This is a genomic window from Cellulomonas sp. P4_B5_2, from assembly GCF_056402235.1.
Map to the genome: position 1 here is coordinate 1 of NZ_JBFUHU010000057.1, position 13,711 is coordinate 13,711.

A 13,711-nucleotide genomic window follows, 5' to 3' on the forward strand; every position below is an offset into this window, starting at 1 on the left:
CAGCTGGTCTGCGCGCCGGTGATCCTGCTGCTGACCCCCACCGTCGCGCTCTACGCCGTCCCGGCGAACGTGCTGGTGGCGCCGGCCATCGCGCCGGCCACGGTGCTCGGCCTGGTCGCCGGCTGCGTCGCGCCGTGGTGGGGTGACGGTGCGCAGGTCCTGTCCCTCGGGGCCGGGGCGGCGTGCTGGTGGATCGGCGCGGTCGCCCGAGCTGCGGCCGCGGCGCCGGGCGCGCAGGTCGCGTGGCTGCCGGGCTGGGCCGGAGTCGTCCTCCTGACCGCGGCGGGCGCGTGCGCCCTCCGACTCCTCGTGGTCCGCCGCGCGTCGGGGCGTGGGTGACATCTGGCAGGCTGTGCGCGTGCCCCCCGCTACCCGTCGACCCGCCTCCCGCGCCACCCGCGGCACGGTCGGCGTCTCCTGGGAAGCGCTCGAGCTGGCCCCGGTCCTCCTGGTCAGCGGCGCCGAGGGCCTGCTCGCCGATCGTGCGGTCGACCGCGTGGTCGCCCTCGCCCGCGCCGCCGACCCCGGGGTCGAGGTCACGCGGATCGACGCCGCCGACTACACGGTGGGCACGCTCGGGGTGGTGTCCAGCCCGTCGCTGTTCGCCGAGGACAAGGTCGTCGTGGTCGACGGCCTCGAGCGAGCGACGGACGACCTGCTGAGCGACGTCACCGGCTACCTCGTCGCGCCCCCCGCCGACGTCGTGCTGGTCCTGCGCCACGCCGGCGGCCAGCGCGGCAAGAAGCTGCTGGACGCGCTCCGCGCCTCGGGAGTGCCGACGGTGGCGTGCGACGTGATCAAGTCCGACGGCGACAAGAGCGCCTTCGTCACCGCCGAGCTTCGACGAGCGGGTCGTCGTGCGGACGCCCAGGCCGTGCGTGCTCTGGTCGACGCGGTCGGCAGCGACCTGCGCGAGCTCGCGTCGTCGTGCGCACAGCTCGTCGCGGACACCACCGGCCTGATCGGGCCCGACGTGGTCGAGCGCTACTACGGCGGGCGCATCGAGGCGACCGGGTTCCGGGTCGCTGACGCAGCGGTCGCCGGGCAGACGGGGCAGGCGGTGTCGTTGCTCCGGCACGCGCTCGCGACCGGGGTGGACCCCGTGCCCATCGTCGCGGCGCTCGCCGCCAAGCTGCGGGTGCTGGCCAAGGTCGCGGCCGTGCGCGGTCGCGGGGCGGGTGCGGTCCGGGACCTCGGGCTCGCACCGTGGCAGACCGACCGCGCGATGTCGGAGCTGCGCCGCTGGACCCCGGAGGGTCTGGCGAGCGCCATCTCGGCCGTCGCGCAGGCGGACGCCGAGGTCAAGGGCGAGGGGCGTGACCCGCAGTTCGCAGTCGAGCGAGCCGTCCTTCGCGTCGCGGGAGCCGTCGGGAGCTGAGCGTCGGCCCTAGTCGCGCAGCGTGATCGCCGGGCCCAGCACGTCGCCCTGGAACAGGTCGAAGCCCCACGCGCGACACTCGTCGACGAGTGCGGCGTCGGACACCCGCTCGGCCACGAGCAGGGCCCCGTGGCGCCGCCCGAGCTCCACGAGCGCGGCCCCCTGGCGGTGCACGTCGCGGCAGTCGATCTTCACGAAGTCGGCATACGGCATCATCGCCACCTGGTCCGGCGCGGCCGAGAAGTCGTCGATCGCGATCCGGTACCCGCGTGAGCGCAACCGCTGCAGGCCCGCCAGCACCTCGTCGTCGACGGTCACGGACTCGACGATCTCGAGCACGAGCCGCCCGGCGTGGGCCGGGAGCCGGCGGTTGTCGACCAGGAACGAGCGGGTGACATTCACGAAGGCGAGCGAGGTCGCCGCCGGTGGTCCGTCGCCGAAGAGGACGTCGAGCACGGAGGCCGTGGCCACGTCCTGGCGGTCGGAGTGCCACCGGTCCACCTGTGCGGGCAGGCCGTCACGGGACCGGTACAGGAACTCGTTGCCGAACAGCCGGCCGTCCGCGGTCCAGATCGGCTGGCGCGCGATCGGCAGCCGAGACGGGACGGCGGGGGAGACGACGGGCGCGGTCACACCGGATGAGAGCGTCGTGCATCCGGTCTATGACGCCATTCACCCGACCGGAGCAACGGGCTGTCACGGACCGGGCGGCGCAAGGGCCTAAAGGCTCACGCGGCGTGCGCCGGCGCGGTCGAGGACTCCGGCGCGCTCGAGCAGGTTCCCCTGGAACAGGGTGAAGCCGAGGTCGCGGGCGTGCCGCAAGGTGTCGGGGCTCTCCACGTACTCGGCGATGAGCAGGGCACCGTACGACCGGGCGAGATGAACCACCGGCGGACCCTCGACGTCGAGGTCCCGCACGTCGATCTTGACGAAGTCGGCGTGGGGGAGCAGGCGCCGCTGGTTCGGGTTGCTCACGAAGGACGGGACCGCGATGCGGAAGCCTTCTTCGCGCAGCCGCCGGATGCCCGACAGCACCGCGGCGTCCACGGTGACGGCGTCGTTCACCTCGATCACCAGGCGGTCGGGGCGCCGGGGGATGGGCAGGTCTCCCACCAGGTAGGCCCGCGGGCACCGCACGAACAGCAGCCGGCCGTTGGCGACGTGCTCGAGGTCCGCGCGTCCGAACGTGGCACCGAAGACGTGGGCCGTGGCCCGCTCGTGCTGGTGGGAGCTCCACGACATCGCGGCGGCGGTGTGCTGGTCCGGCGAACGGAACGACAGCTGGTAGGCGAACGGTCGGCCGTGCTCGGAGAAGATCCCCTGTCGCGCGACCAGCACCGGCTCGGCGGAGATCCGCTGCGCCCACTCGTGCCGGAGGGCAAGAGGGATGGCGTCCTCCACCGCAGCCGCAAGTTGCGCGAGCCGCCCGTCGGCTTCGTCCGGTGTCATGGGATCTATGACACCACAAGATCTACGCTGTGAACCGATGAGGTGCGGGTGGAATTTCTGAGGTGTCGTCCCACCGCTGCTCGCGGAGTTGCTCGACCCCTGAACATTCACCCGTTCAGGGCCGGACCGGTGGGTAGTGGGAGACACCCGGCAATCCGCACGTCATCATGGGCACCACCCGAACCGTCTTCCAGTGAAGGAGCACCCCTCATGCCCAGACCGATCAAGACCGCTCTCGTGATCCTCGCGGTGATCGGGTCATTCGCACTCGCACCGACGTCGGCGATCGCCGACAGCAGCGACTCGACGAACTCGGGAGGCGCCAGCGGCTGCTGCAGGATCACGCTCAACTGACCGTCCTCCCCGGGTGCACAGCGGAGGCACAGACACGCCGCCTCCGCGGGGGGTGGTGCAACCGGGGGACGTCACACATACAATGACTGACCATGACCACGATTGCTGACCGGGTACGCGAGGCCCGGATCGCTGCTGGGTTGTCCCAGACCTCGCTCGCGGGGTCCGCGTTCTCCCCCAGCTACATCTCTCTGATCGAGGCGGGTCATCGTGAACCGACCGACTCCGCGCTCGCCGTGCTGGCCACCCGCCTGGGCACGACCCTCGAGTACCTGAAGCACGGTGAGGACGGTCCCAACGAGGCGCGCACGCGCCTCGAGATCGACTACGCCAAGCTCGACATGACCCAGGGCGACGCCCCCGGGGCCAGGCGTCGGTTGGAGTCGCTCGACCTCGAGATCGTGTCGCCGGCCGTCCGCGTCGAGGCGCTGACCACGTTGGCCCACGCCTTCGAGGTGCTCGGTGACCTCGAGTCGTCCGTGGCCATCCTGGAGCCGCTCCTCGCCGACTCGCGGGCGCGTACCCACCACGTGGAGTCGGCCAAGCTGGCCAACGAGCTGGTGGCGTCGTACCTCGAGGCCGGTGACCTGCACCGCAGCGTCGAGGTGGGCGAGCGGACGCTCGACGAGCTCGAGGCCGCGGACCTGAGCGGGACCGACGAGCACCTGCGCCTCGCCTCGACCGTCCTGTGGGCCTACGTCGAGCGTGGTGACCTCCTCTACGCCACCCACCGGGCGGCCGAGCTGGTGCGGCTCGCGGAGTCGTTGGGCACGCCCCGGGGGCGCGGCAGCGTCTACTGGAACGCGGCTCTCGTCGCCGAGCAGCGCCGCGACTACGAGCTCGCGCAGCGCTACACGGAGCGTGCGCTCGCCCTGCTGTCCGAGGGTGAGGCCGACCGTGACCTGCCCCGGCTCCGGCTCAACTACGCGTGGCTCCTGCTGCGCTCCGACCCGGTGGACCCGCGCGGAGCCCTGGACCAGATCGAGCGCGCTGCTCCCGGCCTCGCAGTGCTGGGTTCCGAGCTCGACCTGTCGCGCACCGACGTCGAGCGGTCCCGTGCGCACCTGCTGCTCGGTGACATCGACGCCGCGGAGCGGTTCGCGGTCGCGGCTCTTGAGCGCCTGGGTGACCCGCCGCGTCTGGAGACCGCGTTCGCGCAGCTCTCCCGTGGCGACGCCCTGCACGCTCGGGGTGACGTCGTGGGCGCGGCGCGCGCGTACGAGTCCGCGGCGGACCTGCTCGGGATGATGTCCGCGTCCCGCCAGTCCGCGTCTGCGTGGCGTGACCTGGGCGACCGGTACGCCATGCACGGCGACAGTGCGGCGGCCGCGCAGGCGTACGACCGTGCGCTGCGTGAGGCAGGCTTCCGTCCGACGATCCCGCTCAGCTCCTGGGAGACCTGGTCGCTGACCTGATCGACGGTCGGAGAACAGCGAAGGCGTCACCCCGCAGGGGGGGTGACGCCTTCACTGTTGCTCACGGCGGCTGATGCCACCCGGCCGGCGGTCAGAGCTGGTCGATGACCAGCCCCGACCAGCTCAGCGGACGGTCAGAGCGCGCCGACCGACTTCGCCAGCGCCGACTTCTTGTTGGCGGCCTGGTTCTCGTGGATGACACCCTTCGAGACAGCCTTGTCGAGCTTGCGCGACGCCTCGACGAGGGCCGTCGAAGCGGCCTCCTTGTTGCCACCGGCGACAGCCTCACGGACGCGACGGATGTGCGTCTTGAGCTCGGACTTCACCGCCTTGTTGCGCAGGCGCGCCTTCTCGTTGGTGGTGATGCGCTTGATCTGGGACTTGATGTTGGCCACGTGTGGACTCTCTTGTGCGTTCGCCGAAGCGATCTGACAGGTCTAGAGGGCGGCGCACAGCTCCGGGACTAGGGCGTGGGGACACCCGCGGTGAGGAACTGGGCTTGTGCCCGCCGACCCGGGCGGACACGCGAGTGACCATGTTAGCAGGCGGGAGCCCCGCGGCTGAACGCTGTGACGGGTCTGACAGGGCTCGTCGCGGTCGGGTCAGGACTGGGTCCTGCGCAGCTCGGCGGCCACCCGGTCGAACAGGGCGCGGTCCACGATCGCGCCCTCGCGACGGACCGCCGACGCGTCCAGGGTGAGGACGCGGTCGAGACGGACCTCGCTCGGACGACGCTGGGAGTCCCAGGCGCCAGAGCCGATGTCCATCCACACCCGACCTCGCCGTGCCTCCAGGGCGGCGTCGCGCGAGTGGTCCTTGCTCGTGAGCATCAGGCCCCGGAGCCGTGACCCGTCGCGCCCGATGACCAGCACCGGGCGGTCCTTGCCCTTGCTCGGGTCGTCCTCGAACGGGACCCACGCCCACACGATCTCGCCGGGGTCGGCGTCGCCGTCCAGCCGGGGCGAGTACTCCAGCCCGCCGGGGAGCGGCGTCCGCGTCGTGGTCGGTGCACGCGACGTGCGCTTCAGGCCGGCGACCGCGTCGCGCAGGATGCCGCGCACCCGGGTCCAGCCAGACGTCGTGGTCACGGGACGACGGTACCCGGCGGCTCGGTCGGCTCGCCGACGTCCCTCCACGAAACGCGGCGTTATCACCGGGCGGTTACTGTCCGGATCATGGCGGACCTGTTCGACGACTACCCGACCGGCCCGGCGTGGGACGAGATGATCGATCCCGACGGCGGAGGCTCGCGCGCGGCCTACAAGGGACTGCACCGCGCACTCGCCCAGCTGAGCGCCGGCGAGCTGCGTGCGCGGGCCGAGACGTTGGCCCGCTCGTACCTGGCGCAGGGTGTCACCTTCGACTTCGCAGGTGAGGAGCGGCCCTTCCCGCTCGACGTCGTGCCGCGCGTGCTCGCAGGTGACGAGTGGGAGCACGTGGCGCCCGGCGTGGCCCAGCGGGTGCGCGCCCTCGAGGCCTTCCTCGCGGACGTCTACGGACCGCAGCGCGCCATCGCGGACGGCGTGATCCCGCGCAGCGTCGTGGTGTCGTCGACCAACTTCCTGCGCGCCGCCCGCGGCATCAACCCGCCGAACGGTGTCCGCGTGCACGTGTCCGGCATCGACCTGGTGCGGGACAGCCTCGGCGGCTGGCGTGTGCTGGAGGACAACGTCCGGGTGCCCAGCGGCGTCAGCTACGTGCTCTCCAACCGGCGCGCGATGGCGCAGACGTTCCCCGAGCTGTTCGCGGCCCTGCGGATCCGGCCGGTCGCCGACTATCCGCGCCGGCTCCTCGCGGCCCTCATGGCGGCTGCTCCGTCCGGGGTCGACGAGCCGACGGTCGTCGTGCTGACGCCGGGCGTGTTCAACAGCGCCTACTACGAGCACTCGCTGCTGGCCCGGATGATGGGCGTCGAGCTGGTGGAGGGCCGCGACCTGTTCTGCTCCGGCGGGCGCGTCTGGATGCGGACCACCCAGGGCCGGCGCCGGGTCGACGTGATCTACCGGCGCGTCGACGACGACTACCTCGACCCGGTCGTCTTCCGCAACGACTCCTACCTCGGCAGCCCGGGCCTGATGACGTGCGCCCGCAACGGCACCGTGACGATCGCGAACGCCGTCGGCAACGGCGTGGCGGACGACAAGCTCGTCTACACCTACGTCCCCGACCTCATCCGGTACTACCTGAGCGAGCAGCCCATCCTGCGCAATGTGGACACGTGGCGGCTCGAGGAGCCGGACGCGCTCGAGGAGGTGCTGGACCGGCTCGACGAGCTCGTGGTGAAGCCGGTGGACGGCTCGGGCGGCAAGGGCCTGGTCGTCGGGCCGCGGGCCTCCGCTGCCGAGCTTGCTGCGCTCAAGATCCGGCTCCGGAACGACCCCCGGGGGTGGATCGCGCAGCCGGTAGTCCAGCTGTCGACCGTGCCGACCCTCGTCGAGGACGGGCTGCGACCGCGGCACACGGACCTGCGCCCGTTCGCGGTGAACGACGGCGAGTCGGTCTTCGTGCTCCCCGGCGGACTCACCCGGGTCGCCCTCCCGGAGGGCGAGCTCGTGGTCAACTCGTCGCAAGGTGGCGGGTCCAAGGACACCTGGGTGCTCGGCGGTGCGGTGCCTCGCCGGGCTGTGCGCCGCGAGACCGACCTCCCGCAGTCCGTGGCGCAGGACGCGGCGGTCCCGATCGACTCCAACCCCAACGACGTGCGCGCCCAGGTGATGCAGCAGCAGCAGGGCCGGACGTCCACCGCAGGAGGTGCCTCGTGCTGAGCCGGATCGCGGAGTCGCTGTTCTGGATCGGACGCTATGTCGAGCGCGCGGACGACACCGCCCGCCTGCTCGACGTGCACGTGCAGATCCTGCTCGAGGACCCCTGGGCGGAGGAGGACCTGGCCTGCCGGTCGCTGCTGTCCGTGATGGACCGGGAGCCACCGCCCGCGCACGTCGAGGTCGGCCGTGAGTACGTGCTCGACATGCTCGCGTACGACCGGTTCGCGCCGTCGTCGATCGCCGGGTCCCTGGTGTCGGCGCGCGAGAACGCCCGGCGTGCCCGCGAGATCATCTCGACCGAGCTCTGGGAGTGCCTCAACGCGACCTGGAACCAGCTGCCGTCGCACATGCGGCCGGCGCGTCCGCACGACTACTTCACCTGGGTGCGGGAGCGGGCGGCCATCGTTGCCGGGATCATGGACTCCGCGACGTCGCGCGACGACACCTGGAACTTCATGGTGCTGGGGCGCTCGATCGAGCGGGCGGACATGACCGCGCGGCTGCTGACCACCCGAGCGCTCGCCGGCTCCGCCGGCCCGAGCTGGACCACCCTGCTGCGGTCCTGCGGCGCGCACGAGGCGTTCCTGCGGATGTACCGCGGGGCGGCCTCCGACGAGCGCGCCGCCGGGTTCCTCCTGACCGACCGGCTGTTCCCGCGGTCCATCGTGTTCGCGCTGAACCAGGCGGAGGCGTGCCTGGCCAACCTCGAGGGTGCCTCCGACCGGGCCGCGGTCGACGACGCACGGCGCCACATCGGCCACGTGCGCACGAACCTCGAGTACCGGCCGCTGATCGAGGTGCTGGACGCTCTGCCCAAGGAGATGGAACGCGTGCAACGAGCCTGCTCGGCGGCGTCCGACGCGATCCGCGGCCGGTACTTCCCGAGCGCGTCCTCGACCAACTGGGTGGGAGAAGCACTGTGAGCCGGTTGCGGGTCGTGCACACGTCGACGTTCCGGTACACCAGCGCGGTGCTGGCGTCGTACAACGAGGCGCGGATGACGCCGTTCTCCCAGCAGGGGCAGACGGTCCTCGAGACGAAGCTCGACGTGCAGCCGCACACCGGGTGGTCCGAGTACCGCGACTACTGGGGGACCGCGGTCACCGCCTTCGAGGTGCTCACCCCCCACGAGTCGRTGGTGATCACCGCGGAGCACCTGGTCGAGGTGGCCGAGCGGGGTCCGCTGCGCAGCCCGGCCGGCTGGGACACCCTGCGCGGGGGCGAGCTGCGCGACCGGCTGGCGGAGTTCCTCTCGGACACCCCGACGACCGCGCCGCCCGAGGACGTGATCGAGATCGCGCAGCGCGCGGCCGCCGGGCTCGAGCCGGCCGAGGCGGCGCTGGCGGTGTCCGCGGCCCTGCGCGACGAGATGGAGTACATCCCCGGCGTCACCACGGTGCACACCCCGGCGTCGGAGGCGTGGGTCGCCCGAGCGGGCGTGTGCCAGGACATCGCGCACCTGGTCACCGGCGCGTTGCGGTCCATCGGGATCCCCGCGCGGTACGTGTCGGGGTACCTGCACCCCGACTCCGGTGCGCCGGTGGGCTCGACGGTGCTCGGCGACTCGCACGCCTGGGTGGAGTGGTGGGTGGGCGAGTGGTTCGCCTACGACGTGACCAACCGGGTGATCGCGGGTGACCACCACGTGGTGCTCGCGCGCGGCCGCTCCTACGACGACGTGCCGCCACTGCGGGGGATCTACGCAGGCGCGGGGACGCAGGACGCCGAGGTCCAGGTGCAGATCACGCGCGAGGCCTGACGGTCAGGGCGTCATCCGGCGGCCGAGCGCGTCGTCCAGCGCGTCGGCGTCGCCGTCGACCGTGAGGCGCGGGTGGTCGGGTGTCGCACGTCCCCACAGCAGCAGCGCGAGGGCATCGGCGGGGCCGGTCACGGTGGCGGCCGGGGTCGTGGTCCCCCCGAGCAGCCACGTACGCCCGGCGTCGTCCGCGACGAGCTCGATCGGTGCGACGAGCGGCTCCATCCGGCCCATGCGCTCCTGACGCGGCTGCATCACGGTGACGACCTCGTCCACGGTGTCCGCCCAGAGACCTGCGTCCACCGTCAGGTCGAGCCCGCCCGCGGTGCGCAGGTCCCACAGGTGGACCAGGGTCTCGTGGGTCTGGCGGCGGTGCCAGAACGACGCCGGTCCGTTGCCGAGCAGCGTCCAGGACTCGGCGTCCGGGCCGAGCCCGGCCAGCGTCTCGCGCAGCTCGGTGGCGCACGTGGCGTAGAGCTCCTCGAGCACGAACGGGCCGCGGCCCAGCGGTGTCTCCTGCCGACGGCGTGCCTGGCCGGCCGCCCGGTGATGGATGCGGGCGAGGTGGATCACGAGGTCCTTGACCCGCCATCGGCCGCACCACGGGACGCGGGTGGTGGGGTCGACGAGAGGGATCGTCGCGAGGAAGTCGTCCTGCAAGCCGCCGAGCACCGAGAGYAGGTCGGGAGAGTTCCGGGTCGACGTCATGGGACCATGRTGGGACCGACCACCGACAGCCGACAGGCTGGCACCGGTCACCGTCCGTCGGGAAGGCGCCACCGCGCGCGCCACCGACTCCAGCGCCAGGAGCAGTCCGCTTGTCCCCGATCCCGAGTGCAGCCCTCGCGTCGCGCATCCACCCCGCGGCGACGGCGCCCGAGCTGCTGCGCAACTTCTGCATCATCGCGCACATCGACCACGGCAAGTCSACGCTGGCCGACCGCATGCTGCAGCTCACGGGCGTCGTCGACTCGCGGGCCATGCGCGCGCAGTACCTGGACCGCATGGACATCGAGCGCGAGCGCGGCATCACCATCAAGTCGCAGGCCGTGCGCATGCCGTGGGGCGTGGACGACAAGGCCTTCGCGCTCAACATGATCGACACCCCCGGSCACGTCGACTTCACCTACGAGGTGTCCCGGTCGCTGGCCGCCTGCGAGGGTGCCGTGCTGCTGGTCGACGCCGCGCAGGGCATCGAGGCCCAGACGCTGGCCAACCTGTACCTGGCGCTCGAGAACGACCTGACGATCATCCCGGTGCTCAACAAGATCGACCTGCCGGCCGCCCAGCCCGAGAAGTACGCGGAGGAGCTGGCCAAGCTCATCGGCGGCGAGCCCGAGGACTGCCTGCGGGTGTCCGGCAAGACGGGTGCAGGGGTGGTCGAGCTGCTGGACCGCATCGTCGAGCTGGTCCCGCCGCCCACCGGCGACGCCGACGCCCCGGCCCGCGCGATGATCTTCGACTCGGTGTATGACACGTACCGCGGTGTCGTCACGTACGTCCGCGTCATCGACGGCAACCTCAACCCGCGCGAGAAGATCGTCATGATGTCGACGCGCGCGACGCACGAGCTGCTCGAGATCGGCGTCATCTCCCCGGAGCCCGTGCCGACGAAGGGCCTCGGGGTCGGCGAGGTGGGCTACCTGATCACCGGCGTGAAGGACGTGCGCCAGTCCAAGGTGGGCGACACCGTCACCAACGCGAGCAAGCCGGCGGCGCACGCCCTCGGCGGGTACTCCGACCCGAAGCCGATGGTGTTCTCCGGCCTCTATCCGATCGACGGCACGGACTACCCGATCCTCCGGGACGCCCTCGACAAGCTGAAGCTGAACGACGCGGCCCTGAACTACGAGCCGGAGACGTCGGTGGCGCTCGGGTTCGGGTTCCGCGTGGGCTTCCTCGGCCTGCTGCACCTCGAGATCGTGCGTGAGCGGCTCGAGCGCGAGTTCGACCTGGACCTCATCTCGACCGCGCCGAACGTCGTCTACGAGGTCACCCTCGAGGACAAGACCGTGGTCACGGTGACCAACCCGAGCGAGTTCCCCGCGGGCAAGATCGGCGACGTCAACGAGCCGATGGTCAAGGCGACGATCCTGTCCCCGAGCGAGTTCATCGGCGCGATCATGGAGCTCTGCCAGACCAAGCGCGGCGAGCTGCAAGGCATGGACTACCTGTCCGAGGAGCGCGTCGAGCTGAGGTACGTCCTGCCCATGGCGGAGATCGTGTTCGACTTCTTCGACCAGCTGAAGTCCAAGACGCGCGGGTACGCGAGCCTCGACTACGAGCGCATCGGCGACCAGGTGGCGGACCTGGTGAAGGTCGACATCCTGCTCCAGGGCGAGACGGTCGACGCGTTCAGCGCGATCGTGCACAAGGACAAGGCGTACGCGTACGGCGTGATGATGACCGCCAAGCTCAAGGACCTCATCCCGCGCCAGCAGTTCGAGGTGCCCATCCAGGCCGCGATCGGCGCCCGGATCATCGCGCGCGAGACCATCCGGGCCATCCGCAAGGACGTCCTGGCCAAGTGCTACGGCGGCGACATCACCCGCAAGCGCAAGCTCCTGGAGAAGCAGAAGGAGGGCAAGAAGCGCATGAAGACGATCGGCCGGGTCGACGTGCCGCAGGAGGCCTTCATCGCCGCGCTGTCCAGCGAGCCCGCGGGGTCGGCCGGCGGCAAGGACGCGAAGAAGAAGTGAGCCCGGCGCTCCCCGAGGGAGACGTCGCGCCCGACGACGGGGCACTGCCGGCGTCGGCGTTCGAGGGTGCCGACGAGCGCGCGTTCGCCGTCTACCTGCACGTGCCCTTCTGCACCGTGCGCTGCGGCTACTGCGACTTCAACACGTACACCGCGACGGAGCTGGGCGGCGGCGCGAGCCAGCACGCGTACGCGGACACCGCGCTGACGGAGATCGCGCTCGCGTCCCGGATCCTCCCGCGCCGGCCCGTCGCCACGGTGTTCGTCGGCGGCGGTACCCCGACCGTCCTGTCCGTCCCCGACCTCGCGCGCATGCTCGGCGGCGTCCGCGACGCGTGGGGGTTCGCCGACGACGTCGAGGTCACCACCGAGGCGAACCCCGACTCGGTCACGCCCGAGTCGCTCGCGGCGCTGGCCGACGCGGGGTTCACGCGCGTCTCGTTCGGGATGCAGTCCGCGGTACCGCACGTCCTGGCCACGCTCGACCGCACGCACGACCCTCGTCGGATCCCGGACGTCGTGCGCTGGGCCCGCGACGCCGGCCTGGCCGTGTCGCTCGACCTCATCTACGGCACGCCGGGGGAGTCGCTCGACGACTGGCGCACCAGCGTCGAGGCGGCGCTCGCGACGGGTGTCGACCATGTGTCCGCGTACGCGCTCGTGGTCGAGGCGGGCACGCGGATGGCCGTGCAGGTGCGCCGGGGCGAGCTCGAGCTGCCCGACGGCGACGACCAGGCGGCGAAGTACGAGCTGGCCGACGACCTGTTCGAGGCCGCCGGGTTGCACTGGTACGAGGTGAGCAACTGGGCGCGGACGCCCGCCGACGCCTGCCGGCACAACCTCAGCTACTGGCGGGGCGACGACTGGTGGGGGATCGGACCCGGCGCCCACAGCCACGTGGGCGGCGTGCGCTGGTGGAACGTCAAGCACCCGCGTGCCTACGCCGACCGCCTGGACCGCGGCTTGAGCCCGGCGGCCGGGCGCGAGACCGTCACGGGCGACGGCGCGGTGCTCGAACGGCTGATGCTGGGGGTACGCCTCGCCGCCGGGCTGCCGCTCGACGCGCTGCCTGCCGACGCGCGGCCGTCCGTGGCGGGGCTCGTCGCGGACGGGCTCGTCGACGGGCGCGAGGCGGTCGGCGGACGGCGGCTGGTGCTGACGCGGCGCGGGCGGCTGCTCGCGGACGCCGTCGTGCGCACGCTCGCGGGCTGACGCGTCAGCGCACCAGCTCCAGGCTGAACGGGTACCGGTACGAGCCGCCGCGCTGGACCGTGATCGCCGCGAGGATGCCCAGGACAAGGCTGGCGATGCTCAGGCCGATGAAGCCCAGCCAGCCGACGACGCCGATCACGGGGATCGCGCGCACGACCGCGCAGATGATCAGGCCGATCAGGACGGTGAGCTGGAAGTTGAGCGCCAGCCGGGCCTCCGACGCCGCGGGGCCGCCTTTCTCGCGATGCACCAGCCAGATGACCAGGGCGGGGATCCAGCCGGCCCAGACGTAGGCGAGGATGCCGCCCAGGTGCGCGAGCATGGCCCAGGTGCGGTCCTGGTCGGCACCGCTCGGGGGCGGGCTCTGGTAGGGCTCGTACGACATCGCGGCGCACTCCTCGTGGGTGGGTCGTCGGCGTGACGGCACGCCAGCCTACCGAGGGGCGCAGCACCGCGCCGGGCGGTTCGGCGACTCGCCGACATGCCCGGAAGGCCCGCTTCCTTGACACGCGCCCTCCGGCCCCGGTTCGCTGACGCCTGGGCGACGATCGCYCTGTGACCAGGGAGGCCACGCATGAGCGAGAACCCCGGCGGTACCCCGCCGCGCGACGACGAGCCCGCGAAGGCGGCTGAGCCCGTCGAGCCGCCGACGGCGCCGGTCCCGCCCGTGCCCGACCCCGCACC

General features: G+C 72.0%; 15 protein-coding genes. 9 read left to right on the forward strand and 6 right to left on the reverse strand.

Translation table 11 applies throughout. From position 1 onward, the window contains the following. Both AC1DUQ_RS05855 and holA read left to right on the forward strand, forming a co-directional pair. Positions 1 to 339: ComEC/Rec2 family competence protein (locus AC1DUQ_RS05855; protein WP_477073501.1), on the forward strand; the 339-nt coding region annotated here is incomplete at its 5' end. Positions 340 to 358: 19 nt separating this feature from the next. Beyond that, positions 359 to 1,378, forward strand: a complete 1,020-nt coding sequence (gene holA / locus AC1DUQ_RS05860; protein ID WP_477062405.1) for a DNA polymerase III subunit delta — start codon at positions 359 to 361, stop codon at positions 1,376 to 1,378. Between the two features lie 9 nt (positions 1,379 to 1,387). On the opposite strand, the gene AC1DUQ_RS05865 is transcribed toward holA, so the two are convergent. Continuing rightward, entirely contained in the window at positions 1,388 to 2,011 is a 624-nt protein-coding gene (locus AC1DUQ_RS05865) for an EAL domain-containing protein (RefSeq protein ID WP_477062406.1), read from the reverse strand. Between the two features lie 87 nt (positions 2,012 to 2,098). Continuing rightward, on the reverse strand, positions 2,099 to 2,827 hold the full coding sequence (locus tag AC1DUQ_RS05870) for an EAL and HDOD domain-containing protein (RefSeq protein WP_477062407.1): 729 nt from the start codon (positions 2,825 to 2,827) through the stop codon (positions 2,099 to 2,101). Positions 2,828 to 3,037: 210 nt separating this feature from the next. On the opposite strand from AC1DUQ_RS05870, the gene AC1DUQ_RS05875 reads away from it, so the two are divergent. Together AC1DUQ_RS05875 and AC1DUQ_RS05880 are read left to right on the forward strand one after the other, a co-directional pair. Then, positions 3,038 to 3,181, forward strand: a complete 144-nt coding sequence (locus AC1DUQ_RS05875) for a hypothetical protein (RefSeq protein ID WP_477062408.1) — start codon at positions 3,038 to 3,040, stop codon at positions 3,179 to 3,181. A gap of 92 nt (positions 3,182 to 3,273) precedes the next feature. Then, positions 3,274 to 4,596, forward strand: coding sequence for a helix-turn-helix domain-containing protein (locus AC1DUQ_RS05880; protein ID WP_477062409.1), 1,323 nt, complete (start codon positions 3,274 to 3,276; stop codon positions 4,594 to 4,596). Between the two features lie 134 nt (positions 4,597 to 4,730). Here the strand turns inward: AC1DUQ_RS05880 and rpsT are convergent, their stop codons facing one another. Together rpsT and AC1DUQ_RS05890 are read right to left on the reverse strand one after the other, a co-directional pair. Continuing rightward, positions 4,731 to 4,991: a 30S ribosomal protein S20 gene (gene rpsT, locus AC1DUQ_RS05885; RefSeq protein WP_056090174.1), complete on the reverse strand. Its 261-nt coding sequence runs from the start codon at positions 4,989 to 4,991 to the stop codon at positions 4,731 to 4,733. 207 nt (positions 4,992 to 5,198) lie between these two features. After that, positions 5,199 to 5,684 (reverse strand): type II toxin-antitoxin system PemK/MazF family toxin, encoded by a 486-nt coding sequence (locus tag AC1DUQ_RS05890; protein ID WP_477062410.1) that lies wholly within the window; start codon positions 5,682 to 5,684, stop codon positions 5,199 to 5,201. Between the two features lie 87 nt (positions 5,685 to 5,771). On the opposite strand from AC1DUQ_RS05890, the gene AC1DUQ_RS05895 reads away from it, so the two are divergent. From AC1DUQ_RS05895 to AC1DUQ_RS05905, 3 genes are read left to right on the forward strand one after another with little or no spacing between them, the layout of a single operon-like run. Next, entirely contained in the window at positions 5,772 to 7,361 is a 1,590-nt protein-coding gene (locus tag AC1DUQ_RS05895; protein ID WP_477062411.1) for a circularly permuted type 2 ATP-grasp protein, read from the forward strand. Beyond that, positions 7,355 to 8,284: an alpha-E domain-containing protein gene (locus AC1DUQ_RS05900; RefSeq protein ID WP_477062412.1), complete on the forward strand. Its 930-nt coding sequence runs from the start codon at positions 7,355 to 7,357 to the stop codon at positions 8,282 to 8,284. The genes AC1DUQ_RS05895 and AC1DUQ_RS05900 overlap by 7 nt, the downstream gene beginning before the upstream one ends. Next, the gene (locus AC1DUQ_RS05905) at positions 8,281 to 9,120 is read left to right on the forward strand and encodes a transglutaminase family protein (RefSeq protein ID WP_477073502.1); all 840 of its coding nucleotides are present in this window, start codon (positions 8,281 to 8,283) and stop codon (positions 9,118 to 9,120) included. The genes AC1DUQ_RS05900 and AC1DUQ_RS05905 overlap by 4 nt, the downstream gene beginning before the upstream one ends. A gap of 3 nt (positions 9,121 to 9,123) precedes the next feature. Here AC1DUQ_RS05905 and AC1DUQ_RS05910 read toward each other — a convergent pair whose 3' ends face one another. Next, positions 9,124 to 9,825 (reverse strand): maleylpyruvate isomerase family mycothiol-dependent enzyme, encoded by a 702-nt coding sequence (locus AC1DUQ_RS05910; RefSeq protein ID WP_477073503.1) that lies wholly within the window; start codon positions 9,823 to 9,825, stop codon positions 9,124 to 9,126. A 110-nt stretch (positions 9,826 to 9,935) separates the two neighbouring features. On the opposite strand from AC1DUQ_RS05910, the gene lepA reads away from it, so the two are divergent. Together lepA and hemW are read left to right on the forward strand one after the other, a co-directional pair. Then, positions 9,936 to 11,816 (forward strand): translation elongation factor 4, encoded by a 1,881-nt coding sequence (gene lepA / locus AC1DUQ_RS05915; protein ID WP_057210804.1) that lies wholly within the window; start codon positions 9,936 to 9,938, stop codon positions 11,814 to 11,816. Then, positions 11,813 to 13,027, forward strand: coding sequence for a radical SAM family heme chaperone HemW (hemW, locus tag AC1DUQ_RS05920; protein WP_477062415.1), 1,215 nt, complete (start codon positions 11,813 to 11,815; stop codon positions 13,025 to 13,027). Before lepA ends, hemW begins: the two co-directional genes overlap by 4 nt. A gap of 4 nt (positions 13,028 to 13,031) precedes the next feature. On the opposite strand, the gene AC1DUQ_RS05925 is transcribed toward hemW, so the two are convergent. After that, complete coding sequence (locus AC1DUQ_RS05925; protein WP_477062416.1) at positions 13,032 to 13,412, reverse strand: DUF4870 domain-containing protein; 381 nt, start codon at positions 13,410 to 13,412, stop codon at positions 13,032 to 13,034. Between the last annotated feature and the right edge of the window lie 299 nt (positions 13,413 to 13,711).